The 24,161-nt window shown below is 64.6% G+C and carries 23 protein-coding genes; 14 read left to right on the forward strand and 9 right to left on the reverse strand.

Annotated elements, in window-relative coordinates:
* Window positions 1–127 precede the first annotated feature (127 nt).
* From purF to folC, 4 genes are all read right to left on the reverse strand, one after another.
* Window positions 128–1,633 carry an amidophosphoribosyltransferase gene (gene purF, locus ASC83_RS14255; RefSeq protein ID WP_056063723.1) on the reverse strand — a complete coding sequence of 502 codons (1,506 nt, stop codon included), beginning with the start codon at window positions 1,631–1,633 and terminating at the stop codon, window positions 128–130.
* A gap of 78 nt (window positions 1,634–1,711) precedes the next feature.
* On the reverse strand, window positions 1,712–2,200 hold the full coding sequence (locus ASC83_RS14260; RefSeq protein ID WP_056063726.1) for a CvpA family protein: 489 nt from the start codon (window positions 2,198–2,200) through the stop codon (window positions 1,712–1,714).
* 25 nt (window positions 2,201–2,225) lie between these two features.
* A complete protein-coding gene (locus tag ASC83_RS14265) occupies window positions 2,226–3,068 on the reverse strand; it encodes an SPOR domain-containing protein (protein ID WP_056063729.1) in 843 nt (280 codons plus the stop codon).
* A gap of 22 nt (window positions 3,069–3,090) precedes the next feature.
* The gene (gene folC, locus ASC83_RS14270; RefSeq protein ID WP_056065076.1) at window positions 3,091–4,416 is read right to left on the reverse strand and encodes a bifunctional tetrahydrofolate synthase/dihydrofolate synthase; all 1,326 of its coding nucleotides are present in this window, start codon (window positions 4,414–4,416) and stop codon (window positions 3,091–3,093) included.
* Window positions 4,417–4,477: 61 nt separating this feature from the next.
* On the opposite strand from folC, the gene ASC83_RS14275 reads away from it, so the two are divergent.
* From ASC83_RS14275 to argG, 4 genes are all read left to right on the forward strand, one after another.
* On the forward strand, window positions 4,478–4,861 hold the full coding sequence (locus ASC83_RS14275; RefSeq protein WP_056063732.1) for an arsenate reductase: 384 nt from the start codon (window positions 4,478–4,480) through the stop codon (window positions 4,859–4,861).
* Between the two features lie 135 nt (window positions 4,862–4,996).
* Complete coding sequence (locus ASC83_RS14280) at window positions 4,997–5,659, forward strand: glycine zipper 2TM domain-containing protein (RefSeq protein ID WP_056063736.1); 663 nt, start codon at window positions 4,997–4,999, stop codon at window positions 5,657–5,659.
* A gap of 163 nt (window positions 5,660–5,822) precedes the next feature.
* The gene (locus tag ASC83_RS14285) at window positions 5,823–6,140 is read left to right on the forward strand and encodes a pyrimidine/purine nucleoside phosphorylase (RefSeq protein ID WP_015014470.1); all 318 of its coding nucleotides are present in this window, start codon (window positions 5,823–5,825) and stop codon (window positions 6,138–6,140) included.
* An 85-nt stretch (window positions 6,141–6,225) separates the two neighbouring features.
* Entirely contained in the window at window positions 6,226–7,563 is a 1,338-nt protein-coding gene (gene argG / locus ASC83_RS14290; protein WP_056063739.1) for an argininosuccinate synthase, read from the forward strand.
* Between the two features lie 220 nt (window positions 7,564–7,783).
* On the opposite strand, the gene murB is transcribed toward argG, so the two are convergent.
* Entirely contained in the window at window positions 7,784–8,857 is a 1,074-nt protein-coding gene (gene murB, locus ASC83_RS14295; protein ID WP_056063742.1) for a UDP-N-acetylmuramate dehydrogenase, read from the reverse strand.
* Between the two features lie 85 nt (window positions 8,858–8,942).
* Here murB and ASC83_RS14300 point away from each other — a divergent pair, with 85 nt between their 5' ends.
* The 3 genes from ASC83_RS14300 to ASC83_RS14310 are packed head-to-tail and all read left to right on the forward strand — an operon-like array spanning window position 8,943 to window position 11,236.
* On the forward strand, window positions 8,943–9,428 hold the full coding sequence (locus ASC83_RS14300; RefSeq protein ID WP_056063745.1) for a YajQ family cyclic di-GMP-binding protein: 486 nt from the start codon (window positions 8,943–8,945) through the stop codon (window positions 9,426–9,428).
* A 1-nt stretch (window position 9,429) separates the two neighbouring features.
* Window positions 9,430–10,200, forward strand: a complete 771-nt coding sequence (locus ASC83_RS14305) for a TIGR02281 family clan AA aspartic protease (protein ID WP_235509381.1) — start codon at window positions 9,430–9,432, stop codon at window positions 10,198–10,200.
* 16 nt (window positions 10,201–10,216) lie between these two features.
* On the forward strand, window positions 10,217–11,236 hold the full coding sequence (locus tag ASC83_RS14310; RefSeq protein WP_056063748.1) for an HD-GYP domain-containing protein: 1,020 nt from the start codon (window positions 10,217–10,219) through the stop codon (window positions 11,234–11,236).
* Between the two features lie 35 nt (window positions 11,237–11,271).
* On the opposite strand, the gene plsY is transcribed toward ASC83_RS14310, so the two are convergent.
* The 3 genes from plsY to ASC83_RS14325 form a co-directional block, all read right to left on the reverse strand.
* Window positions 11,272–11,964, reverse strand: coding sequence for a glycerol-3-phosphate 1-O-acyltransferase PlsY (gene plsY / locus ASC83_RS14315; RefSeq protein ID WP_056063751.1), 693 nt, complete (start codon window positions 11,962–11,964; stop codon window positions 11,272–11,274).
* A gap of 57 nt (window positions 11,965–12,021) precedes the next feature.
* Window positions 12,022–12,513, reverse strand: a complete 492-nt coding sequence (locus tag ASC83_RS14320; protein WP_056063754.1) for an aminoacyl-tRNA deacylase — start codon at window positions 12,511–12,513, stop codon at window positions 12,022–12,024.
* Window positions 12,514–12,584: 71 nt separating this feature from the next.
* On the reverse strand, window positions 12,585–13,544 hold the full coding sequence (locus ASC83_RS14325) for a LysR family transcriptional regulator (RefSeq protein WP_056063757.1): 960 nt from the start codon (window positions 13,542–13,544) through the stop codon (window positions 12,585–12,587).
* A gap of 177 nt (window positions 13,545–13,721) precedes the next feature.
* Here ASC83_RS14325 and ASC83_RS14330 point away from each other — a divergent pair, with 177 nt between their 5' ends.
* Both ASC83_RS14330 and ASC83_RS14335 read left to right on the forward strand, forming a co-directional pair.
* Window positions 13,722–14,720: a tripartite tricarboxylate transporter substrate binding protein gene (locus ASC83_RS14330; protein ID WP_056063760.1), complete on the forward strand. Its 999-nt coding sequence runs from the start codon at window positions 13,722–13,724 to the stop codon at window positions 14,718–14,720.
* Between the two features lie 25 nt (window positions 14,721–14,745).
* Window positions 14,746–16,170: a M20 family metallopeptidase gene (locus ASC83_RS14335; RefSeq protein WP_056063763.1), complete on the forward strand. Its 1,425-nt coding sequence runs from the start codon at window positions 14,746–14,748 to the stop codon at window positions 16,168–16,170.
* A 93-nt stretch (window positions 16,171–16,263) separates the two neighbouring features.
* On the opposite strand, the gene ASC83_RS14340 is transcribed toward ASC83_RS14335, so the two are convergent.
* Window positions 16,264–17,325, reverse strand: coding sequence for an aldo/keto reductase (locus tag ASC83_RS14340; protein WP_056063766.1), 1,062 nt, complete (start codon window positions 17,323–17,325; stop codon window positions 16,264–16,266).
* A gap of 157 nt (window positions 17,326–17,482) precedes the next feature.
* Between ASC83_RS14340 and ASC83_RS14345 the strand changes: the two genes are divergently transcribed.
* The 5 genes from ASC83_RS14345 to ASC83_RS14365 all read left to right on the forward strand — a co-directional run bounded on the left by ASC83_RS14345 (window position 17,483) and on the right by ASC83_RS14365 (window position 24,152).
* The gene (locus ASC83_RS14345; protein ID WP_056063769.1) at window positions 17,483–18,391 is read left to right on the forward strand and encodes an alpha/beta fold hydrolase; all 909 of its coding nucleotides are present in this window, start codon (window positions 17,483–17,485) and stop codon (window positions 18,389–18,391) included.
* 201 nt (window positions 18,392–18,592) lie between these two features.
* Window positions 18,593–19,697 (forward strand): peptide chain release factor 2 gene (gene prfB, locus ASC83_RS14350; RefSeq protein ID WP_099730502.1). Its coding sequence is split into 2 segments (ribosomal slippage): window positions 18,593–18,673 and window positions 18,675–19,697, totalling 1,104 coding nucleotides; the frame shifts between segments, so codons are not numbered across the junction.
* A 9-nt stretch (window positions 19,698–19,706) separates the two neighbouring features.
* Window positions 19,707–20,381 (forward strand): HAD family phosphatase, encoded by a 675-nt coding sequence (locus ASC83_RS14355; RefSeq protein WP_056065083.1) that lies wholly within the window; start codon window positions 19,707–19,709, stop codon window positions 20,379–20,381.
* Window positions 20,365–23,121 carry an aminopeptidase N gene (gene pepN, locus ASC83_RS14360; protein ID WP_056063772.1) on the forward strand — a complete coding sequence of 919 codons (2,757 nt, stop codon included), beginning with the start codon at window positions 20,365–20,367 and terminating at the stop codon, window positions 23,119–23,121. The genes ASC83_RS14355 and pepN overlap by 17 nt, the downstream gene beginning before the upstream one ends.
* 23 nt (window positions 23,122–23,144) lie before the next feature.
* Window positions 23,145–24,152 carry a class 1 fructose-bisphosphatase gene (locus ASC83_RS14365; RefSeq protein ID WP_056063775.1) on the forward strand — a complete coding sequence of 336 codons (1,008 nt, stop codon included), beginning with the start codon at window positions 23,145–23,147 and terminating at the stop codon, window positions 24,150–24,152.
* The last annotated feature ends 9 nt before the right edge of the window (window positions 24,153–24,161 follow it).

Consider the following 24,161-nt stretch of genomic DNA (forward strand, 5'->3'; position numbering starts at 1 on the left):
CTCCATGGGGCCAGTTCAAACTAGGATCAATCCGTCGGGCGCAGCCCGACCCGGCTAGGGCATCACGCGCACAACCGGAGGCACAGCATCGCGTGCGATGGTCCGCGGTGGCTGCGCAAGCCCTTGGCTACGCTTCCTGCGCATTGGGCAAAGCAAGGCGCGAGGTATCTTCCTCGCCCTCCTCTGCACCTACACGCCCCTCATTCAGGCTGGCAATCCCTTCCGCAGTGATGTCACCCGTCACGTACACGCCGTCAAAACACGACGCATCGAACCCGACAATGGCACTGTTGAGCGCACCCACAGCCCTCTTCATGCCATCTACATCCTGATAGATGAGAGCGTCGCAGCCGATGGCCTGGCGAATCTCTTCGACCGTGCGGCCATGGGCCACCAGTTCGCTGCTGGTGGGCATGTCGATGCCATACACGTTGGGGTAGCGCACGGGCGGCGCCGCGCTGGCGAGGTACACCTTGCGGGCACCCGCGTCACGCGCCATCTGCACGATCTCGCGGCTGGTCGTGCCACGCACGATGGAGTCGTCCACCAGCAACACGTTGCGGCCTTTGAATTCGCTGCCAATCACATTGAGCTTCTGGCGCACCGACTTTTTGCGCACGCCCTGCCCGGGCATGATGAAGGTGCGACCCACGTAACGGTTCTTGACGAAGCCTTCCCGGTACGGGACGCCGAGCAGATGTGCCAGCTGGGTAGCGCTGGGGCGGCTGGACTCGGGGATGGGGATGATCACATCGATCTCGTTGGGCGGCACGGTGGACACCACACGCTTGGCCAAGGCTTCACCCAGGTTCAGACGGGCCTGGTAGACCGAGATGCCGTCAAGCACCGAATCGGGCCGCGCAAGGTACACAAACTCGAAGATGCAAGGGTTGAGCTGCGGGTTCTCTGCGCACTGGCTGGCGTGAACCTGTCCGTCCAGCGTGATGAAAATCGCTTCGCCCGGATTGATGTTGCGTTCGAACACGTGGGAAGTGCCCTCCAGCGCCACCGACTCACTGCCTACCATCACGGTGCCGTCGTGGCTGCGGCCCATGGCCAGCGGGCGGATGCCGTGCGGGTCGCGGAAGGCCAGCAGGCCGTGGCCTGCGATCAGCGCGATCACAGCATAGGAACCCTTGATGCGCTTGTGCACCGCACGCACGGCAGTGAAAACGTCCTCGGGCTGCAGAGGCACGCCCCGCGTGGCGCGTTCGAGTTCGTGCGCAAACACGTTCAGAAGGACTTCCGAATCACTTTCCGTGTTGGTGTGGCGGTGGTCCGTCTGGAACAGCTCGGTGCGCAGTTCGCGGGCGTTCGTCAGATTACCGTTGTGCACCAACACGATGCCGAACGGGGCATTGACGTAAAACGGTTGCGCCTCTTCTTCGCTGTAGGCGTTGCCGGCGGTGGGGTAACGCACCTGACCCAGCCCCACATTGCCCGGCAGAGCGCGCATGTTGCGCGTGCGAAAAACGTCGCGCACCATGCCCTTGGCCTTGTGCATGAAGAATTTGCGGCCCTGCTGGGTCACGATGCCAGCAGCATCCTGGCCACGATGCTGCAAAAGCAGCAAAGCGTCATAGATCAGCTGATTGACGGGCGCAGGACTGACGACGCCGACGATTCCACACATAGTTGTATTCCATCCGTTTGCGGGAACAGCCCCGCGGTCATCCAACGGCAGCAGCTTCTGGCCGCTGCCGCTTCGATCTCACGAAGGCATATGCCTTCCAAATTCGTCCGGCAGCGCCGGTTTCAACCCCTTGAGCACTTCGGCCAAGACCGGCGCGCCCCGCGACTCCTGCCACCACTGTGCCTCGTGCACGGGGGTGATGCCAGCCACCACGGCCACAGCAAGCAACAAAACGAGGCCGCGCAACACACCAAAGACGGCACCGAGGGTGCGGTCCGCCGGGCGCAGCCCTACAGCTTCCACCAGCTTCTTGGCCAGCCATGCCAGAAAACCACAGGCAAAAACCGAAGCCACAAACACCACGACAAAACCGGCTGCATACCGCAGCGACTCGCCCGACCCACCCATGGGCAACAAGGCCGCTGCATCGGCCGCAAACCATTGCGCCACAAAAAAAGACGCCACCCAACCCAACACCGACAGCACTTCAAACACCAGTCCGCGCCACGCACCTATCAGCATGGAGGCCAGCAACACGGCCACAAACACCCAATCCAACGCAGCCATGGACAAGCGGCAGCCTGATCAATGTTTACAGGGTCAGCACCGACGCCGACAGGTCCAGCGACTTGATGCGCGCCGCCGCCTTGTCTGCCTCTGCCCGGTTGGTGAACGGACCCACACGCACCCGGGTGCGCTTTCCGTCCTTGGTGTCCACCACCTGCATATAGGTCTTGAGACCCGCCCGTTCCACCTTGGTGCGTGCTTCGCGGGCCTTTTCGGCATCTGCAAAGGCCCCCACCTGCACAATGAAGCGCGCCTCCTCGGCACCGGCGGCGGCTGGCGCCTCGGTGCTGCGGCCTTCCAACAGGGCGCGGGCACGTGCCGAATCGTCAGCACGTGCAGGCTTGGGTTCAGGGACGGGAGAAGGTGCGGGAGCAGCGGGCGGCTTGGCCTCGTGTTTCACCTCGGGCTTTGGGGGGGCAACCGCTGGGGCTGGCGCAGGTTTGGCCGCTGCAGTACGAGCGCTAGGCACCAGTTCTTCACCATCCGCCAAGCCATTGGCTGCGGCATTGCGCGAGGGCGCAGGCCGCTGCGCAGCAGCCGTCGGGGCTGGCTCTGGGGTGGAGGGCGCAACAGGCTTGGCGGCGGTAGCTTCGGCCACTGGCGCAGGCACCACCAAGGGAGCCACCTTGTTGCGGTCTGGGATCTCTATGGGAATGTCCACAGGGATAGGCCGTGGCTGGGTATCAAACAGCAACGGAAACCCGATGACCCCCACCAGTACCAGCACTGCGGCGCCAATCAAACGGTGCCGGGCGCGGCGGCGCATCACTTCGATGCTCTCAGCCTGTGGTGTGCGCGGGCGCTTGGACGGCTTTTCGGCCTGTTGCTGCTCACCCTGACCGGGCCACCGGAACTTGAAAAATGCCATGGACTAAGGACTCGTGAGGCGCTCAGGCGCCCATATGTTTGGCGTGCAAGCGGGGTGTTCCATTCATCAACACCCCACCCACCGTGTAGAACGAGCCAAAGACCACGATTCTATCAGCGGGGTCTGCGGCGGCCACCGCCGCCTGCAGGGCCTGCAGTGGGTCGGCATGCAAGCTGGATGCAACGTCCCGGCGACCGCCCGTCACCATATGCACGGCATTCCACTTCTGCTGCAACACGGCGGCCGACTCAGCGCGCGGAGTGGGCAGATCGGTGAAATACCAACGGTCCACCAGAGGTCCGACCTTGGCCAGCATGGGCGCCAGGTCCTTGTCCGCCATGGCGCCAAACACCGCGTGGGTGACGGGGAAGAACCCCATCGCATCCAGGTTGGCCGTGAGCGCCGCCACGGAGTGCGGGTTGTGCGCCACATCCAGCACCAGGGTCGGTTGCCCCGGCACAATCTGAAAACGTCCCGGCAACTCCACCATGGCCATGCCGTTGCGCACGGCCTGGGCGGTCACCGGCAGCCGATCGCGCAATGCCTCGAAAGCCGCCAGCACGCCCGAGGCGTTCACCAGCTGGTTAGCCCCCCGCAACGACGGGTAGGCCAGCCCGGCATAGCGCCGCCCCCGGCCAGCCCAGCTCCACTGCTGCTTGTCGCCCGAGAAATTGAAATCGCGCCCGAAACTCCACAAATCGGCGCCGATCTCCCGCGCGTGATCCACCACGCTCTGCGGGGCCATGGGGTCGCTCACGATGGCTGGGCGCCCCGTGCGCATGATGCCCGCCTTTTCGCGGCCAATGCTCTCGCGGTCCGGGCCCAGAAATTCTGTGTGGTCGATATCGATGCTGGTGATGATGGCGCAGTCGGTGTCGATCGCGTTCGTGGCATCCAGACGTCCTCCGAGGCCGACTTCGAGAATTGCCACATCCAGCAACGCATGGCTCATCAAGCGCAGGATGGCCAGGGTGGTGAACTCAAAGTACGTGAGAGACACCTCGTTGCCGTTCTGAGTTCTGGCGCTCTCCACCGCCTCGAAATGGGGTACCAGGTCCGCCGCCGACACGATTTCGCCATGCACACGGCAGCGCTCCTCAAAGTGCACCAAATGCGGTGAGGTGTACACGCCGGTGCGATAACCCGCCTGCAGCGCCACCGCTTCGAGCATGGCGCAGGTCGATCCTTTTCCGTTGGTGCCCGCCACCGTGATCACCGGGCACTCGAACCGCAGCGCCATGCGGCGGGCGACTTCGGCGACCCGATCCAGGCCCATATCAATGTTGCGGGGGTGCAGCTGCTCGCAATGGCGCAGCCAGCCTTCCAGGGTGTGGGGTTTGGTTTGCATACAGCCGGGGATTGTCGCCGAGCCAGCATTCACCCCCGCGATTTCGAGGATGATGCGCGGCATGAATACCGCCATCACCGTCTACGGCATCCCCAACTGCGATACCGTCAAAAAATCCCGCGCCTGGTTTGCAGAACAAGGGCTGGAAGTCCAGTTTCATGACTTCAAAAAGCAAGGCGTTCCCACCGAGCTGCTCCCTGGCTGGCTGAAGGCCGTGGGCTGGCAGAAGCTGGTCAATCGTCAAGGGACCACCTGGCGCAAGCTGGACTCAGCCACACAGGCATCGGTGCAGGACGACGCGAGCGCCAGTGCGCTGATGCAGCAACAACCCAGTGTGATCAAGCGCCCCGTGGTGCAGTGGCAGGACGCCCATGGCCTGCAAGTGACCGTCGGATTTGTGCCGGAGCAGTGGCCTGGCGGGCCGAATGGCGCATCCAAGGGCTGACTTGGGACGGGGAACGCGGGAAAATCGCACAAATCTTTACGCAGATTTACGGCGTCCGGGCCCCGAATTGACCTTGCGGGCCTAAACTTTTCCGCAGTCTGGTGCGTTATGTACCGACCCGAAAGGAGTTTCTCCATGAAAAAGATCGTCATTTTTTCTGCCCTGGCAGCCGTCGCCGTCGTGGCCAGCGCTCAGGAACAAGGCCGTGTGCTGTCTGCCACGCCCATCATTCAGCAGGTCGGCGTTCCGCAGCAGGTGTGTGGCAACGAGACCGTCTACAACGGCAACCGCACGACGGGCGCCGGCGCTGTGATTGGCGCGATTGCCGGGGGCGCTGTGGGCAATACCATCGGCAAGGGCAGCGGTCGCGCAGCAGCCACCGCCATCGGGGTGCTGGGTGGCGCCGTAGTAGGCAACCAGATCGAGGGCAACGGCCAGCCGCAGTACCAGAACGTGCAGCGTTGCTCCACCGAGACGTACTACGAAAACCGTACCGTAGGCTACAACGTGGTGTATGAATACGCAGGCCGCCAGTACACCACCCGCACCCAGAACGACCCAGGCCGCTGGATCCCGGTGAACGTGCAGCCCGCTGGCCAGACCTATTCCACACAACCCGACCCGTATGCGGCCCAGGGTGTTTACAGCCAACCGGGTGTGGTGACCTCCACCTACCCCGTGCAGCCGGTGTACCAGGCGCCCCCCACCTATGTGACGCCCCCGGTGACGGTGATTGAATACGGCTACGACAGCGGCCGCCCCTACTACCCGCACCACCGCAACCCTTACTGGCGTTGAAGGCTGGCGGCATAGCCGCACAAGCCAGTGAACAAAGAGCCCTTCGGGGCTCTTTTTCTTGGTGCAAGCGGCGGCGGGCATGGGTTTCGTTGGTTCGCACAGCCCAATGCGTCAGCACCCTGCCCTAAAATCGCGGGTTTCCTCCATTCCTACCCGCGCATCCATGACCACCGAAAAAATCGACGGCGTGTCCGTCACCACCCAGGCCAATGTGTACTTTGACGGCAAGTGCGTGAGCCACGGCATCACCTTCCCGGACGGCACGAAGAAGTCGGTGGGCGTGGTGCTGCCCGCAACGCTCACGTTCAACACCGGCGCCCCTGAAATCATGGAATGCGTGGCGGGCTCGTGCGAATACAAGCTGGCCGGTACCGATGCATGGGTGAAATCGTCCGCAGGCGAGAAGTTCAGCGTGCCCGGCAATTCCAAGTTCGACATCCGCGTAACCGAGGCCTACCACTACATCTGCCATTTCGGCTGAGATGTTCGGGCTGAAATTTGATTGATTTTGGCCTCTAGCGCTAGTCCACAATGCGCTGGCAGCTATCATTTTTGAAGAAGATTCCATGGCAACCATCCTCCAGAACCTCCCCCTCGGCCAAAAGGTCGGCATCGCCTTCTCCGGCGGCCTGGACACCAGCGCCGCACTGCACTGGATGAAGCTCAAGGGCGCCGTGCCCTACGCCTACACCGCCAACCTGGGTCAGCCCGACGAGCCCGACTACGACGCCATCCCCCGCAAGGCCATGGAATACGGCGCCGAGAAGGCCCGCCTGGTGGACTGCCGCACGCAACTGGCCCACGAAGGCATTGCCGCCCTGCAGGCTGGCGCCTTCCACATCAGCACCGGCGGCCTGACCTACTTCAACACCACCCCCCTGGGTCGCGCCGTGACCGGCACCATGCTGGTGGCCGCGATGAAGGAGGACGACGTCAACATCTGGGGCGACGGATCGACCTTCAAGGGCAACGACATCGAGCGCTTCTACCGCTACGGCCTGCTGACCAACCCCTCGCTCAAGATCTACAAGCCGTGGCTGGACCAACTGTTCATCGACGAGCTGGGCGGCCGCGCCGAAATGTCGGCGTTCATGACCCAGGCCGGCTTTGGCTACAAGATGAGCGCCGAGAAGGCCTACAGCACGGACAGCAACATGCTGGGCGCCACACACGAGGCCAAGGACCTGGAGTTCCTGTCCAGCGGCATCCGCATCGTCAACCCCATCATGGGTGTGGCGTTCTGGAAGCCCGAGGTCGAAGTGAAGGCCGAGGAAGTGTCCGTGACCTTCAACGAAGGCCAGCCCGTGGCGCTGAACGGCAAGGAGTTCAACGACCCCGTCGAGCTGATCCTTGAAGCCAACCGCATCGGTGGCCGCCACGGCCTGGGCATGAGCGACCAGATCGAAAACCGCATCATCGAAGCCAAGAGCCGCGGCATCTACGAAGCCCCCGGCCTCGCGCTGCTGCACATCGCCTACGAGCGCCTGGTGACCGGCATCCACAACGAAGACACCATCGAGCAGTACCGCATGAATGGCCTGAAGCTGGGCCGCCTGCTGTACCAGGGCCGCTGGTTCGACCCCCAGGCCATCATGCTGCGCGAAACCGCCCAGCGCTGGGTGGCCCGCGCCGTGACCGGCACCGTGACACTGGAACTGCGCCGTGGCAACGACTATTCGCTGCTGAACACCGAGTCGCCCAACCTGACCTACGCACCCGAGCGCCTGTCGATGGAGAAGGTGGAAGACGCGCCGTTCAGCCCGCTGGACCGCATTGGCCAGCTGACCATGCGCAACCTGGACATCTCGGACACGCGCGGCAAGCTGGGTGTGTACTCGCGGGCGGGCCTGCTGTCGCTGGGAGGCAATGCAGCCCTGGCGCAGCTGGACAACGACCGCAAGTAAGGCAGCACTCGCCCCATGGGCCCCAAGCCTCCCGGGTTGCCACCGGAAGCTGCTTGGCGGCTCATTGGGAGCAAAAATGGCTGGTAGCGCTAGTGCAATTTGCCTCTCCAGCTATCAATAGATGAGCAAAAGCCACCCTTGGGGTGGCTTTTTCATTGGGGTCTCGTACCAGGCGCGACACCGGCTCTTTCGAGGCGCAGCGGTCGCCTCAGACTTCGCGCTACACCACCACCGGCTCGGGCTCCAGCCGGATGCCAAAGCGCTCGTACACACTCGTCTGGATGGCCTTGGCCAGGGTCATGACCTCGCCCCCTGTCACGCTGTCAGCGCCCTGCCCCCGGTTGACCAGCACGAGGGCCTGCTTCTCGTACACCCCGGCCTTGCCGATGGATTTGCCTTTCCAGCCGCAGGCATCGATCAGCCAGCCCGCCGCCAGCTTGATGCTGCCGTCGGGCATGGGGTAGTGCACGATCTTGGGCTCGCGGGCGATGATGTCGGCGCACTGGTCGGGCGACACGGTGGGGTTCTTGAAGAAGCTGCCCGCGTTGCCCACCACGGCAGGGTCGGGTAGTTTCGCGCGGCGAATGTCGCAGACCCAGTCAAAAATTTGCTGGGCACTGGGGTGTTCCACCCCCGCCTCGGCGCGGCGGCGCTCCAGGTCCAGGTAGCCCAGTACCGGCTTCCAGGGCTTGGGCAGTCGAAAGCGCACATGGGTGATCACCGCCCGGCCTGCCAGACCCATGCCGCGCGGCAGCCCGCTGCCATCCTGCGCTTCGGAAGGTGCATGCTTGAAAACGGAATCACGGTAGCCAAAACCGCATTGCGCAGCATCCAGGCTGAACGACTGGCCCGTAGCCAGGTCGATGGCGTCGAGCGACTCAAAACGGTCCTGCAGCTCCACGCCATACGCGCCAATGTTCTGGACGGGCGATGCCCCCACCGTGCCCGGGATCAGGGCCAGGTTCTCCAATCCGGGATAGCCGTGCGCTAGCGTCCAGGCCACGGCGTCGTGCCAGACCTCGCCAGCACCCGCCTCCACGATCCAGGCCTTGGGCGTTTCATCCACCAGGCGCAGGCCCTTGATTTCCATCTTGAGCACGACGGACTTCACGTCACCGGTCAGGATGATGTTGCTGCCGCCGCCCAGCACAAATTTCGGTACCGGCGCGAGCTGGGGGTCTGCCAGCACAGCCCGCAGGTCGTCCACCGAATGCACTCGCACCAGGGTTTGGGCGCGTGCGGCAATGCCGAAGGTGTTGCAGGGCTGTAAAGGGGCGTTTTTCTCGACTACCATTGGCCCGATTGTCGCACCCGGCCTTTTGGCTCCCCGCGATCCGCCCCCATATCTGCACCTGTTTTCCCCGAGATAGAGACCCACCATGCCATCTTTTGACACCGTCTGCGAAGCCAATCTGGTTGAAGTGAAAAACGCCGTCGAGAACACCGCCAAGGAAATCGCCACCCGTTTCGACTTCAAGGGCACCTCTGCCAGCATCGAGATCAAGGACAAGGACATCACGCTGATCGGCGATGCTGATTTCCAGCTCACCCAGATTGAAGATGTTCTGCGCAACAAGCTCACCAAACGCAGCGTGGATGTGCGTTTTCTGGACATGGGCGATGTGCAGAAAATGGGCGGTGACAAGGTCAAGCAGGTCATCAAGGTGCGCAACGGCATCGAGAGCGAGCTGGCCAAGAAGATCCAGAAGCTGCTCAAGGAAAGCAAGCTCAAGGTGCAAGGCGCTATTCAGGAAGACAAGGTGCGCGTGACTGGAGCCAAGCGCGACGACCTGCAGGCCGCCATGGCCTTGATCCGCAAGGATGTGACGGACGTGCCGCTGTCGTTCGACAACTTCCGCGACTGATATGAAGCGACACCCCGCTGAGGTCCTGCGGGCCCTCCCCCCGCTCTCGCAGCGCGGAGCGCTGCAGGCAGGGGGACGCCGCCAGCGCGGCGGGGCGGTCCTTGCGTGGCGGCTCTCACCAGGGCTGCGCCGGTATCAGCGCCTCCTCGCCCTGTGCATCGGGTTGCTGCTGGGCCCCACCTGGGCGCATGCGCAGGCTGTGGCGCTGGCGGGTGTACTGGGCAGCAAGGCGCTGATCGTGGTGAATGCCAACCCGCCCAAGGCGGTGGGCGCGGGGGATGAGTTCCAGGGGGTGAAAGTCATCGCCGTCGCCAAGGACGAAGCCACCGTGGAGATCCAGGGTGCACGGCGCACGCTGCGACTGGGCGAGGCGCCCGTGAGTGTGGGCGGACGCAGTGGCAGCGGCAAACGCATTTTGCTGGTGGCAGATGGCAGAGGCCATTTTGTGAACAGCGGCACCATCAACGGGCAGGTGATGCAGTACATGGTAGACACCGGGGCCTCCACCGTCGCCATCGGGCGGCCGGATGCAGAGCGTATGGGCCTCAACTACCAAAGCGGCCAGCCGGTGCGCGTGAACACGGCCAATGGCATCGCCCAGGGCTGGCGCATGAAGCTCGACTCCATCCGCATCGGTGACGTCGAGGTCTTTGGGGTAGAGGCCATCATCACCTCGCAGCCCATGCCCTATGTGCTGCTGGGCAACAGCTTCCTGAACGAGTTCCAGATGACCCGCACCAACGACCAGATGGTGCTCGAAAAGCGCCACTGACGCCTGTACACCCGCAATGTCCGCACACCCCTCCTCCACCCACGCGCACTCCGAAGGGGAGTACGAAGACCTGCTCAGCCTCTGGTCCGACCTGGAGTCGGCCCTGTCGGTGCTGCTGAGCCGGCCGCTGCAAGTGCAGGACTTTCCGGGCAAGGTGCGGCAGTTTGATGCCTGGCTGCAAGACCTGGTGGCGCACGACATCGACGCGGCGCTGTACCTGATGTTCCAGCACGCCTCCACATCCACCGTGGGCTACAGCGCATCGCACGCGCTGGTGTGCGGCACGCTGTGCCACATCATGGCGCTGGAGCTCAAGCTGCCGCAGCGTGAGCGCGACAGCCTGGTGCGGGCGGCACTCACCATGAACATTGGCATGACGACCCTGCAGGACGAACTGGCCGTGCAGCGCGAGCGCCCCACGGCGGAGCAGCAGGAGGCCATCAAGAGCCACCCCGAAGACAGCATGCTGCTGCTGGAACGCCTGTTCATCAACGATCCGCTCTGGCTGGACGTGGTGGGGCAACACCATGCCAGCATTGCCGAACGCGTGCCTTTGGCAAACCAGGAGCCGATAGACCGGCTCACCCGCATCCTCGGCACCATTGACCGCTATGCCGCCATGATCAGCCCACGCAAATCCCGCGCCGGGCGCAGTGCCACCGATTCGGTGCGTGCCATCGTGGGACAAGAAGTGGACCAGCGCGACGAGGTCAGCTACACCCTGGTGCGCTCCATCGGCCTGTGCCCCCCAGGTACGTTTGTGAAACTGGACAACGGCGAAACCGCCATCGTGCTGCGCCGCAGCGACAAGGCCAACCACCCGTTGGTGGCCAGCCTGCTGGACAGCACCGGCAACCACCGCAGCCAGCCCAGCCTGTACCAGACCGCGAGCGGCAAGCCCCGCATCCAGTCTGCCCTGGCCCGGTCCGCAGTGAGCCTGGAACTCAACCACCGCACCATGGTGCGGCTGGGGCTGTACGCCGCCCAGCACAGCGCAGGGTTACGCGGGCTGGTGACTGCGCCCGGCGCGCTCTGACACAGGGCACGCGCCCAACCGGGCGCGTGGCTACATCAGTGTTTGGCCTTGGCTTTTGCTATGGGCTTTGCCTTGGCGCTCTCTTCGCCCTCGGCAGGTTTCGCCTTCTTGCTGCCCAGGCGTGATTCCGTGCCGGCAATCAGGCGCTGGATGTTCTCGCGGTGCCGCCAGGCCAGCAGCAGCGCCATCACCACGATCGAGGCGGCAATCGTGCCTTCGGCATACCAGACCACGCCATCCACCAGCAGGTAGTACACCGGAGCAAACGCGGCGGCCACCAGCGAGGCGAGCGACGAGTAGCGGAAGAAGAACGCAATGATGAGCCAGGTGGCCGCCGTGGCCAGCCCCAGCCAACCGCTGATGCCCACCAGCACGCCCAGTGCCGTCGCCACGCCCTTGCCGCCCTCAAACCGGAAGAACACCGGCCACAGGTGCCCCAGGAAAGCGGCCAGCCCCACCAGCGCCACGGTGCCGTCTTCGAGCCCATAGGGGTGGCCAAACCACATCACCAGCGCCACGGGCAGCCAGCCCTTCATCGCATCGAGCAGCAGGGTCACGATGGCCGCCGCCTTGCTGCCCGAGCGCAGCACATTGGTGGCTCCGGGGTTCTTGCTGCCATAGGTGCGCGGATCGCTCAGGCCCATGACACGCGTCACGATGACGGCAAACGACAGCGAGCCCAGCAGGTAGGCGGCCACGGTGGCAAGAACGGGATAGACGGCGGTCAAAGCAACTCCTTGGAAATCAAATGATCAGCCTTCTGACGGGCTGTATCGCGCGGCGGCCTATTCTGCCAGCGCGCACTGCACCGGTTTGGCGCCCAGCAACTGCACACACACCTGCGGGTCCAGCTGCACCAGAAAGCCCCGGCGCCCGCCGTTGATGGCAATGCGGGGCAACGCGAGGATGGTTTCTTCGATGTAAACCGGCATGGTGCGCCGCGTGCCAAACGGAGACGTCCCCCCCACCAGGTAGCCACTGTGCCGGTTGGCGACCTCGGGTGCACAGGGCTCGACCGACTTGGCGCCGATCTGGCGTGCGAGGTTCTTGGTGGAGACCTTGCGGTTGCCATGCATCAGCACCAGGAGCGGCTTGGCGTCCTGGTCCTGCATGACGAGGGTCTTGACCACAGTGAACGGGTCCAGACCCAGCACCTCGGCGCTGTGCATCGCGCCGCCGTGCTCCAGGTACTCATACGGGTGTTCGGTGAACGCCACCTTGTTCGCCTTGAGCAGCTGGGTGGCTTGGGTCTCGGAAACGTGTTCTTTCTTGGCCATGGTGTGGTGCGGATAGGGCACCGATGGTATCCGTATCCAAATGTGAGCGTACTGGAATCTGCGGCAATGTGTCAGAACACCGAGGCAGGCGCTGGGGTGGCCTTGCGGCGGCGCCCGACCTTGCGCTTGCCGTATTCTTCGATGGCGATCACCAGCGCTTGCGTGAACTGCTGCACCAGGGCGGACTGGCTACGGCCCTCGGCTGCCAGCACCTGCAGGCGCCGTTGCTGCAGCTGGGTTTCGTCAAACGGCCGGGCAGCCAGCAGGCCCGCCTCCACCCATCGCGCCGCCGTGAGGTAGCTGGCCAGCACCACGTCCTGCCCGCTCAGCAGCGGCAACAAGGCCGACGAAAAATTGCTCTCCACAGCGGGCACATAGCGCAGGCCCTGCACCGCACAGCTCAGGTCAAACAGCTGCCGCCCCGTGGTGTTGGCGGCCCCCAGCAGCAACGGGTAGTGCACCACGTCAGCCACGCTCACACTGCGCTGGCGCGCCAGCGGGTGCTGTGCGGGCATGACGGCATAAATGGGTGCGATGGCCGAGTGCAGCACCTGCAGGCCCTTTTCGGGCGCCGTGCTGTACTTCAGCGCCAGATCGGCCTCGCCGCGCAGCACCAGGGCCGACACCTCCTGCGGCACGGCCACCTGCAACTGCAGCTGCACCTGCGGGTGCGCCTGCCGAAACCCCGCCATGACCAGCGGCATGAAGGCTGCCGCAAACCCTTCGGTGCAGGCCAGCCGCACCCGCAGGGCACCTTGGGCCGACAGATCCTGCAATTGCTCGACCAGCTCCAGCGCCTGCGCATCGTGTGCACTGGCGTGAGCCAGCAGGCGGGTACCCGCCTCGGTCAGGTTCATGCCGCGCGCCTGGCGCTCGAACAGCACCACACCCAGGCTGTCTTCCAGCTTGCCTAGCTGCCGGCTCACGGCCGAAGCGGCCACGTGCAGGCGCTGCGCGGCCTGGTTGACGGAGCCGGTGCGCGCGACCTCCAGAAAGTAGCGCAATGGCAGACTGAGCAGTGAAATGGCCATGGTTGTTTAAATCACAAAAAGGCAATGGTCAGTTGCCAAATCTCTATTCCAAGCAATGGTAAACCAGCATCCATCTTGCATGGCTTGAGGCTCCAATTCACCCATGCCCTTGCGCGGGCGCCACGTGGTCATTGCTCCCACGCCGCCCGCTGCCGGGGCCCTACCACCGGAGTCCGCATGAAACGCCTTGTTCGAGCCTCTTTCCTGTCTGCCACCCTGGCAGTTCTTGCCGGCCATGCCAGCCTGGCCTGCGCCCAGGCAGCAGCCCCTGCCGACGCCTGGCCCCAGCGCCCCGTGCGCATGGTGGTGCCCTTCCCGCCCGGCGGCGGCACCGACGTGGTGGCACGCGCGCTGGCACAGAAGCTGGCCAGCCGCCTGGGCACGCCAGTGGTGATCGACAACAAGCCGGGTGCCTCCACCATCATCGGCACCGAAGCCGTGGTGCGTGCCGACCCCGACGGCTACACGCTGCTGGTTTCGGGCTCCACCAGCTACACGGTCAACCCTGCCTTGCGCAGCAAGCTGCCCTACGACCCTGCCAAGGACCTCGTGCCCGTGGCCACCGTGGCCCGGGCACCCCTGGTGCTGGTCGTCAGCGCCAGCGCGCCGTACAAGGACCTGAACGCACTGATCGCCGCAGCCAAGGCAAAGCCCAAGAGCATCCACTACGCCACCTTCGGCTCCGGCTCTGGCCCGCACCTGGCGGGCGCACTGCTGGAGCAGGCCGCGGGCATCCAGCTGCAGGACGTGCCCTACCGGGGCAGCAGCCAGTCGCTGATCGCCCTCATGGGCGGCGAAATCCAGCTAGGTATCGACACCGTGGCCGCTGCGGCGCCGCAAGTGAAGGCCGGCAAGCTGCGCGCCCTGGCCATTGCGGGCAAGTCGCGCTCCAGCATGCTGCCGGGGGTGCCCACCGTGGAGGAACTCAAACTGCCAGACGCCGTGTTCGACGCCTGGTATGCCATCGCCGCCCCCGCCAAGACGCCACAGTCTGTCATCCGAAAGCTGGTGACCGAGGTGGAAGCCGTCACCCGCGACAGTGGTCTGCAGGAACAGATGCGCACCCAGGGCATGGAACCCGTGCATCTGGGCCCCGTGGCCACGCGCGCCATGATCGATGACGAGATTGGCCGCTACCGCGCGCTGGCCCATCGCGCCAAGATCGTGGTGGACTGACGAACACCCAACAAGGACCTGCACGATGAACCGCCAACAACTCATTCAAGACGTCCAGCGCTACTTTGACGATGGCCGCTTTGCCACCGACCTGCGCCGCCGCGTGGCCTGGCGCACCGAAAGCGACACTGGCAAGGTGCCGCCAGAACTGCACACCTACCTCACCGACGAAATGGTGCCCTGGCTCGCGCCCCTGGGTTTTGAATGCGAGGTGCTCGACAACCCGTCGCCACAAGGCGGCCCCTTCTTGGTGGCCCGCCGCGTGGAAGACCCTGCGCTCCCCACCGTGCTCACCTACGGCCACGGCGACGTGGTCAACGGACAGGACGCGCAATGGCGCGAGGGCCTCTCGCCCTGGGAGCTCACCATCGAAGGCGAGCGCTGGTATGGCCGAGGCACGGCCGACAACAAAGGCCAACACACCGTGAGCCTGGCCGCACTGGCCCACACCATCGAGGCCCGGGGCGGCCGCCTGGGCTACAACGTGACGCTGCTCATGGAGATGGGCGAAGAGGCGGGTTCACCCGGCCTGGCCGCCTTCTGCGAGCAGCACAGCGACGCGCTGAGAGCCGACCTTTTTCTGGCCAGCGACGGCCCCCGCGTGAACGCGGGCCACCCCACCCTCTTCCTGGGTTCACGCGGAGCCATCAACTTCTCACTCGCGGTGCGCAGCCGCGACAAGGCCTACCACTCGGGCAACTGGGGCGGCGTGCTGGCCAACCCGGCCACCGTGCTCACCCACGCACTGGCCACACTGGTGGACGCCAAGGGCCGCATCCTCGTCAAAGGCCTGCTGCCGCCTGCGGTGCCCGACAAGCTGCGCACTGCCCTCAAAGATGTGGTGATTGGCACCGGCGCCGATGACCCCGCCCTCACCCCCGGTTGGGGCGAGCCCGGCCTCACCCCCGCAGAGCAGCTGGTGGGCTGGAACACGCTGGAGGTGCTGGCGCTGGGCGCGGGCAACGCGCAGCGGCCCATCAACGCCATCCCCGCGCAGGCCGTAGCGCACTGCCAGCTGCGCTTTGTGGTGGGCACCGATTGGCAGAACGTGCAGGCCACGCTGCGCGAACACCTGGATGCGCATGGCTTCAGCCAGGTCGAGATCACCATGGGCATGCACTGCGGCGCCACGCGGCTCGATCTGCACAACCCCTGGGTGGACTGGACGATGGCCTCGCTGCAGGCCAGCGCAGGCCAGCCCGCAACGCTGCTGCCCAACCTGGCAGGCTCGCTGCCCAACGACATCTTTGCCGACCAGCTCGGTCTGCCCACGCTGTGGGTGCCGCACTCGTACCCCGCCTGCGCCCAGCATGCACCCAACGAACATTTGCTGGCGCCCGTGGCACGAGAAGGTCTGGCGGTGATGGCCGGGCTGTTTTGGGACCTGGGTGAGCCCCAAGGGACGCCGTGGGTTGAAGGGCGCACCACCCGGCAGGAGGCAACTGCCTGACAGCAGCGCGCACAAACTCGCAGAAAAACAAAGGGGCCTGCACGGCCCCTTGGTTTGATCTTGCCGATTCGCAGGGCCACGCCCTGCCCCCGGTCACAACGCAGGGTCGCGCAGCTCCCAGCGGATCGCATCGATGGCCTTCAGCACCTCGGGCGACAGCGTGGTGCCCCAGGCATTCAGGTCTTCCTCCAGCTGCGCCACCGACGTCACGCCGATGATGGTGCTGGCCACTTGCCACTTGGTGTAGCAGAACGCCAGGGCCATCTGCGTGGGTGTCATGCCGTTGGCACGCGCCAGTGCGTTGTAGCGGCGCGATGCCTCCAACGCCTCGGGGCGGCCCCAGCGTTGTTTGCGCACGGATTCATACGATGCAATGCGCGCACCCTGCGGGGCATTGGGGCCAGTAATGCCGCTTTCGTCGTACTTGCCCGTCAACAAACCAAAACCCAGCGGCGAATAGGCCAGCAGCGACACATCCAGGCGGTGGCAGGTTTCATCCAGTCCGTTTTCCCAGGTGCGGTTGATCAGGCAGTACGGGTTCTGCACCGTGGCCACACGCGGCAGGCCGTGCTGCTCGGCCAGGCGCACAAACTCGTGCACGCCGTAGGGAGTTTCGTTCGACAAACCGATATAGCGCACCTTGCCGGCCTTCACCAGGCCGGCCAGCGCTTCCAGCTGCTCGCGGATGGGGGTTTGCGAGGTTTCCTTGGAAGGGTCGTAATACAGGTTGCCGAACGCTGGCACATGGCGCTCGGGCCAGTGGATCTGGTAGAGGTCGATCACATCGGTCTGCAGGCGACGCAGGCTGGCCTCGCACGACGCCACGATGTCGGCCGGGGTCATGCCCTTGCCCTCGCGCACCCAGGGCATGCCGCGCGATGGGCCGGCCACCTTGGTCGCCACCACCAGCTTCTGGCGCGCGCCAGGGTTCTTGGCAAACCAGTTGCCGATGATGGTTTCGGTGGCACCAAAGGTCTCGGCCTTAGCGGGCACAGCGTACATCTCGGCCGTGTCGATGAAGTTCACGCCGCGCGCAAGCGACTGGCTCAGGATGGCATGCGAGTCGGCCTCATTGACCTGCTCGCCGAAGGTCATGGTGCCCAGGCAAATGGGGGTGACAAGCAGGTCACTCTGACCCAAGCGGACGGTGTTCATGCGGTGAAGGCTCCAGAAGGTGGGAAAGTAGGCAGGGCCTGCTGCGGCCCCGGCTGGCGATGGTACAAGCGATCGCCAAAACCTGCCGGACGCCGGACTCCTTGGTGACACCGCAGGGCGCCCCGCCAGCGTGGCGGCAACGTAACATTGGCACAGCATGTACCAAGTCCTCACCCCTTCGCGCAGCAGCACACTGGCGCTGCGGCACCTCAACTACCACGTCCGCCACTGGGGCCCAGAGCAAAGCGACCTGCCCACGCTGGTGCTTTTGCATGGCTGGATGGACGTCAGTGCCTCCTACCAGTTCACAGTGGACGCGCTGCGGCAACCACGCCGCATCATCGCGCCGGACTGGCGCGGTTTTGGCCTCACCACCGGTGCACCGGTAGACCACTATGTGTTTGCCGACTACCTGGCCGACCTGGATCTGCTGCTGGACCACTACGCCCCCGGCGAAGCCATCGACCTGGTGGGCCACAGCATGGGCGGCAACGTGGCCATGATGTACGGCGGTGTGCGGCCCGAGCGCGTGCGCAAGCTCGTCAACCTGGAAGGTTTTGGCCTGCCCGCCACACGCCCCGCGCAGGCGCCCACGCGCTACGCGCAATGGATCGACGAGATCAAGCAGCTGCACCAGGGCACCAAGGAGCTCAAGACCTATGACAGCGCCGACGGCGTCGCCCGCCGCCTGATGAAGACCAACCCCCGCCTGTCCGAAGACAAGGCCCAATGGCTGGCCCAGCACTGGGCGCGGCCCAACGCGCAGGGGCAGTGGGAAATCCTGGGCGACCCCGCCCACAAGATCACCAGTGCGCAGCTGTACCGCGCGGACGAAGCCCTGGCCATCTACGAGCGCATTTCCGCACCCGTGCTGGCCATCGAGGCCAGTGGCGACAGCCTGGGCCAGTGGTGGAACGGCCGGTACACCCTGGACGAATACCACCGGCGCCTGACCCATGTGCGTACCTGCAGCACCGCCGTCGTGCAAGACGCGGGCCACATGCTGCACCATGACCAGCCGGGGCAGGTGGCCCAGCTGATCGAAGCGTTTTTGGATGCTGCCTGAGGCAATTTGACGTTCTGGCGCCCGCAAGCGCTAGTGGATATTGCCTGAGTAGCTATCATTTTTTATATGAATGCCGCCCAGAGCCCACACGCCGGCCTGCGCAGATCCGGCGGCGGTCTGGCACAAAGGGCATTAGCGGGGCACCTGCCCGTCCCATGAGAAAATCGCGGGTTATTCCACAGAACACGCAGGACAAGAATCATGGACGCAGAACGCATCAACCTCATCGGCACCACCCTCAGCGACCTGGCTCTGCGCACGCAAGAGTTACGGAGGTATCTTTGACTTCGATGCCAAATTTGAACGCCTGCGCACGGTAAACGCATCGCTGGAAGACCCCTCCGTCTGGAACGACCCCAAGAAGGCCCAGGAGTTGGGCAAGGAGCAAAAGTCGCTCTCCAGCGTGGTCGTCACGCTGGACAAGCTCACCCGCGATCTGGCCGACAACGCCGAGCTGTATGAGATGAGCAAAGAGGAAGGCGATGAAGCCGGCCTTTTGACCATCGAGTCGGAAGCCGCCACGATGCGCGCAGCGGTGGAAGAGCTGGAGTTCCGCCGCATGTTCCGCAACGAGGCGGATCCTCTCAACTGCTTTGTGGACATCCAGGCAGGCGCTGGCGGCACCGAGGCCTGCGACTGGGCCAGCATGCTGCTGCGCCAGTACCTCAAGTACGCCGAGCGCAAGGGCTTCAAGGCCACGGTCGAAGAAGAAACCCCGGGCGACGTGGCCGGCATCAAGAGCGCCACGATCAAGATCGAGGGTGAGTACGCCTTCGGCCTGCTGCGCACCGAAACCGGTGTGCACCGCCTGGTGCGCAAGAGCCCGTTCGATAGTTCGGGCGGCCGCCACACCTCGTTCGCGTCGCTGTTCGTGTACCCCGAAATCGACGACTCCATCGAGATCAACATCAACCCTGCCGACGTGCGCACCGACACCTTCCGCGCATCGGGCGCGGGCGGCCAGCACATCAACAAGACCGACTCGGCCGTGCGCCTCACGCACATCCCCACCGGCATCGTGGTGCAGTGCCAGGACGGTCGCAGCCAGCACAGCAACCGCGACGTGGCATGGCAGCGCCTGCGCAGCCGCCTGTACGACTTCGAGATGCGCAAGCGCATGGAAGAGCAACAGAAACTGGAAGACACCAAGACCGACGTGGGCTGGGGCCACCAGATCCGCAGCTACGTGCTGGACAACAGCCGCATCAAGGACCTGCGCACCAACGTTGAAATCTCGGCCACGCAAAAGGTGCTGGACGGCGACCTGGACGCTTTCATCGAAGCTTCGTTGAAGCAAGGCGTCTGAGCGATGTGGATGCGCACCGACGCCATCATCTTCGACATGGACGGCACCATGATCGACTCCATGCCCTGGCACGCCCAGGCGTGGGTCGAGTTCGCACGCCGCCGGGGCATGGACATCGACGTGCCTGACCTCATGGCCCGCACCACGGGCCGCAATGGCACCGAGTGCATCGTGGAACTGTTGGGGCGCCCCGTGTCGCAAGACGAGGCCGACGCGCTCACGCACGAAAAAGAAACCATCTACCGCGAGCTGTTCGCCCCGCGTTTCTCCGAAGTGGCGGGCTTTCGCCAGTTTGCGGCCCAGGTGCGCGCGCGTGGTCTCAAGGTGGCGGTGGGCACCGCGGGTGACATCGGCAACGTGGAATTCGCACTGGGCCACCTGGGCCTGGAACCCGCGCCCCAGGCCATCGTGCGTGGCGATGAGGGCCTGCCCGGCAAGCCGCAGCCCGCGATCTTTCTGGAGGCTGCACGCCGCATCGCGGCAGCCCCCGAGCATTGCATCGTCTTTGAAGACGCGCCTTTCGGCATCGAGGCAGCGCGCCGCGCGGGCATGCGTGCCGTGGCCATCTGCAGCACCCACACGCCCGAACAACTGGCCGGGCCCAATGTGCTGGCCGCCGTGCGCGACTACACCGAACTCATGAACACCGACTTTCTGGAGAGCATCCATGTTGCAACTGCATAAAGCCGACGGAAGCGGAGACGGCGCAGCCCCGGCCATCGCCATCCGCCGCGAGGACTACACCGCCCCCGCCTACTGGATCGACAGCGTCGAGCTGACCTTCGACCTGGACCCGAACAAGACACGCGTGCTCAACCGCATGACGCTGCGCCGCAACCCCGACGTGGCCGCGCAGCCGCTCAAGCTCGATGGCGATGACCTGAACCTGGCACGTGTGCTGGTCAACGGCCAGGGCACCTCGTTCAAGATGGAAGGCACCCGCCTGGTGCTAGAGAACCTGCCTGAAGGCGCCGAGCCCTTTGCGCTCGAAATCTTCACCACCTGCTGCCCCGCCAAGAACACGCAGCTCATGGGTCTGTACGTGAGCCAGGGCACCTTCTTTACGCAGTGCGAGGCCGAGGGCTTTCGCCGCATCACCTACTTCCTGGACCGCCCGGACGTGATGGCCAGCTATACCGTCACGCTGCGCGCCGACAAGGCCCAGTACCCGGTGCTGCTGAGCAACGGCAACCTGGTGGACAGCGGCGACCTGGAAGACGGCCGCCACTTTGCCAAGTGGGTGGACCCGCACAAGAAGCCCTGCTACCTGTTCGCCCTGGTCGCAGGCAAGCTGGTGGCCCGCGAGCAGAAGATCAAGAGCCGCTCGGGCACCGACCACCTGCTGCAGGTCTACGTGCGCCCCGGCGATCTGGGCAAGACCGAACACGCCATGAACTCGCTGATGTACAGCGTGGCCTGGGACGAAGCCCGCTTCGGCCTGCCGCTGGACCTGGAGCGCTTCATGATCGTCGCCACCAGCGACTTCAACATGGGCGCCATGGAGAACAAGGGCCTGAACATCTTCAACACGAAGTACGTTCTGGCCAGCGAATCCACGGCCACCGACACCGACTTCGCCAACATCGAAAGCGTGGTCGGCCACGAGTACTTCCACAACTGGACGGGCAACCGCGTGACCTGCCGCGACTGGTTCCAGCTCAGCCTGAAGGAAGGCCTCACGGTCTTCCGCGACCAGGAATTCAGCATGGACCTCGCGGGCAGCCCCTCCGCCCGCGCCGTCAAGCGCATCGAGGATGTGCGCGTGCTGCGCACCGCCCAGTTCCCCGAGGACGCTGGCCCTATGGCCCACCCGGTGCGGCCCGACAGCTACGTCGAGATCAACAACTTCTATACCGTCACCATCTACGAAAAGGGTGCGGAAGTGGTGCGCATGCAGCACAACCTGGTGGGCCGCGAAGGCTTTGCCAAGGGCATGAAGCTGTACTTCGAGCGCCACGACGGCCAGGCCGTGACCTGCGACGATTTTGTGCAGGCCATCGCCGATGCCAACCCGGGCAGTCCGCTCACGCAGCACCTTGGGCAGTTCAAGCGCTGGTACAGCCAGGCCGGCACGCCCCGCGTGCGCGCCACGGGCCGCTACGACGCTGCCACGCGCTGCTATGCACTCACGCTGTCGCAAAGCTGCGCCCCTACGCCCGGCCAAAGCGAGAAGTTGCCCTTCGTCATCCCGGTCGAGCTGGGCCTGATCGATGCCACCACCGGTGCCGCCCTGCCCTTGCACCTCGCAGGTGAAGGCGCTGCAGAAGGCGCAGCCCACACCACCTCGCGCGTGGTCGTGCTCACCGAGGCATCGCAGACCCTCACCTTCACCAACCTGGACAGCGAGCCTGTGCCATCGCTGCTGCGCGGGTTCAGTGCTCCCGTGGTGCTGGACATCGACTACACAGACGCGCAGTTGCTCACGCTGCTGGCGCACGACGCCGACGCTTTCAACCGCTGGGAAGCTGGACAGCGCCTGGCATTGCGAATTGCTATTAATACAATAGCTAATGAAGCATATACAACCGGCGCTACCGGCCGATTTGAGCAAACCATTCTGTCGACAGCGTTTGTAGAGGCAATGCGCAGCGTGCTGCGCAACCCGGCCCTGGATGCAGCATTCAAGGAACTGGTGCTCACGCTGCCCTCCGAAACTTACATCGCCGAGCAGCTGGACGTGGTGGACCCGCAGCGCATCCACGCGGTACGCGAAGCCATGCGCGAAGAGCTGGCACTGGCGCTGCAGGCCGACTGGGAAACCGTCTGGGAACAGAACCACGACACCGGCGGCTACCGCCCCGACCCCGTCTCCTCCGGCCGCCGCGCACTCAGTGGCCTGGCGCTGCACATGCTGTGCATTGCCGCGCAAAAGACAGGCGATGTGGTCTGGCCTGGCAAGGCGTACCAGCGCTTCAAGGTCGCGGGCAACATGACCGACCGGTTCAATGCCCTCACGGCCTTGGTTGCAAGCGGCAGCGAACTGGCCACACCCGCCCTCGCCCGCTTCCATGCGCTGTTCAAGGACGAGCCCCTGGTCATCGACAAGTGGTTTGCATTGCAAGCCGGCGCCCCGGACCGTGGCGGCAACGTGTTGCCCGCCGTGCGCCAGCTCATGTCGCACCCAGACTTCAGCCTCAAGAACCCGAACCGCGCACGCAGCGTGATCTTCAGCTACTGCAGCGCCAACCCCGGTGCGTTCCACCGGTCAGACGCTGCGGGCTACGTGTTCTGGAGCGACCGCGTGATCGAGCTGGACGCCATCAACCCGCAGGTTGCGGCCCGCCTCGCGCGCGCGCTCGACCGCTGGAAGAAGCTGGCGGCCCCCTGGCGCAGCGCCGCGCGCGAGGCCATTGCTCGTGTGGCCGCCAAGCCTGATCTGTCCAACGATGTGCGCGAGGTAGTGACCCGCGCACTCGCCGAATAAACCACGACCGAGAAGAGACTGACATGGCAAAAAGCATCAGCCTGACCCGCTACCTTGTTGAACAACAACGGGTGGACGGACTCATTCCCTCGCAACTGCGCCTGCTGCTGGAAGTGGTGGCCCGCGCCTGCAAAAGCATCAGCCACGCGGTGAACAAAGGTGCACTGGGCGGCGTGCTGGGCACGGCCAGCAGCGAAAACGTGCAGGGCGAGATTCAGAAAAAGCTCGACATCATCGCCAACGAAGTGCTGATCGAAGCCAACGAATGGGGCGGCCACCTGGCGGCCATGGCGTCTGAAGAAATGGACGGCATCTACCTGGTGCCCAACCGCTACCCGCAAGGTGAATACCTGCTGCTGTTCGATCCCCTCGATGGCTCCAGCAACATCGACGTGAACGTGAGTATCGGCACCATCTTCAGCGTGCTGAAAAAGCCCGATGGTGATCGCGGCGTGGAGGAAGGCGACTTCCTGCAGCCCGGCACCCAGCAAGTGGCCGCGGGCTACTGCATCTACGGCCCGCAGACCACCCTGGTGCTCACCGTGGGCGATGGCGTGGCCATGTTCACGCTCGACCGAGAACAGGGCTCCTTCGTGCTGACCGAGGAGAACGTGCGCATCCCCGAGGACACCAAAGAATTCGCGATCAACATGAGCAACATGCGCCACTGGGACGAGCCCGTGAAGCGCTACATCGACGAATGCCTGCAGGGCAAGGAAGGCCCGCGCGGCAAGGACTTCAACATGCGCTGGATCGCCAGCATGGTGGCCGACGTACACCGCATCCTGACCCGTGGTGGCGTCTTCATGTACCCGTGGGACAAACGCGAGCCCAACAAGCCCGGCAAGCTGCGCCTGATGTACGAGGCCAACCCCATGGGCTGGCTGGTAGAACAAGCCGGTGGCGCTGCCACCAATGGCAAGCAACGCATCCTCGACATCCAGCCCACGCAGCTCCATGAGCGCGTCAGCGTGATCCTCGGCTCAAAAAATGAGGTGGAACGCGTGACCAGCTACCATTCCACGCTATAATCCAAGGCT

It is taken from the genome of Acidovorax sp. Root402, assembly GCF_001425125.1.
GTDB classification, from domain to species: Bacteria; Pseudomonadota; Gammaproteobacteria; order Burkholderiales; family Burkholderiaceae_C; genus Acidovorax; species Acidovorax delafieldii.

Bases quoted from the DNA above. Each gene is read 5' to 3' on its own strand.
- purF (WP_056063723.1), bottom strand. From the start codon at position 1,633: ATGTGTGGAATCGTCGGCGTCGTCAGTCCTGCGCCCGTCAATCAGCTG.
- ASC83_RS14260 (WP_056063726.1), bottom strand. From the start codon at position 2,200: ATGGCTGCGTTGGATTGGGTGTTTGTGGCCGTGTTGCTGGCCTCCATG.
- ASC83_RS14265 (WP_056063729.1), bottom strand. From the start codon at position 3,068: ATGGCATTTTTCAAGTTCCGGTGGCCCGGTCAGGGTGAGCAGCAACAG.
- folC (WP_056065076.1), bottom strand. From the start codon at position 4,416: ATGCAAACCAAACCCCACACCCTGGAAGGCTGGCTGCGCCATTGCGAG.
- ASC83_RS14275 (WP_056063732.1), top strand. From the start codon at position 4,478: ATGAATACCGCCATCACCGTCTACGGCATCCCCAACTGCGATACCGTC.
- ASC83_RS14280 (WP_056063736.1), top strand. From the start codon at position 4,997: ATGAAAAAGATCGTCATTTTTTCTGCCCTGGCAGCCGTCGCCGTCGTG.
- ASC83_RS14285 (WP_015014470.1), top strand. From the start codon at position 5,823: ATGACCACCGAAAAAATCGACGGCGTGTCCGTCACCACCCAGGCCAAT.
- argG (WP_056063739.1), top strand. From the start codon at position 6,226: ATGGCAACCATCCTCCAGAACCTCCCCCTCGGCCAAAAGGTCGGCATC.
- murB (WP_056063742.1), bottom strand. From the start codon at position 8,857: ATGGTAGTCGAGAAAAACGCCCCTTTACAGCCCTGCAACACCTTCGGC.
- ASC83_RS14300 (WP_056063745.1), top strand. From the start codon at position 8,943: ATGCCATCTTTTGACACCGTCTGCGAAGCCAATCTGGTTGAAGTGAAA.
- ASC83_RS14305 (WP_235509381.1), top strand. From the start codon at position 9,430: ATGAAGCGACACCCCGCTGAGGTCCTGCGGGCCCTCCCCCCGCTCTCG.
- ASC83_RS14310 (WP_056063748.1), top strand. From the start codon at position 10,217: ATGTCCGCACACCCCTCCTCCACCCACGCGCACTCCGAAGGGGAGTAC.
- ASC83_RS14320 (WP_056063754.1), bottom strand. From the start codon at position 12,513: ATGGCCAAGAAAGAACACGTTTCCGAGACCCAAGCCACCCAGCTGCTC.
- ASC83_RS14325 (WP_056063757.1), bottom strand. From the start codon at position 13,544: ATGGCCATTTCACTGCTCAGTCTGCCATTGCGCTACTTTCTGGAGGTC.
- ASC83_RS14330 (WP_056063760.1), top strand. From the start codon at position 13,722: ATGAAACGCCTTGTTCGAGCCTCTTTCCTGTCTGCCACCCTGGCAGTT.
- ASC83_RS14335 (WP_056063763.1), top strand. From the start codon at position 14,746: ATGAACCGCCAACAACTCATTCAAGACGTCCAGCGCTACTTTGACGAT.
- ASC83_RS14340 (WP_056063766.1), bottom strand. From the start codon at position 17,325: ATGAACACCGTCCGCTTGGGTCAGAGTGACCTGCTTGTCACCCCCATT.
- ASC83_RS14345 (WP_056063769.1), top strand. From the start codon at position 17,483: ATGTACCAAGTCCTCACCCCTTCGCGCAGCAGCACACTGGCGCTGCGG.
- ASC83_RS14355 (WP_056065083.1), top strand. From the start codon at position 19,707: ATGCGCACCGACGCCATCATCTTCGACATGGACGGCACCATGATCGAC.
- pepN (WP_056063772.1), top strand. From the start codon at position 20,365: ATGTTGCAACTGCATAAAGCCGACGGAAGCGGAGACGGCGCAGCCCCG.
- ASC83_RS14365 (WP_056063775.1), top strand. From the start codon at position 23,145: ATGGCAAAAAGCATCAGCCTGACCCGCTACCTTGTTGAACAACAACGG.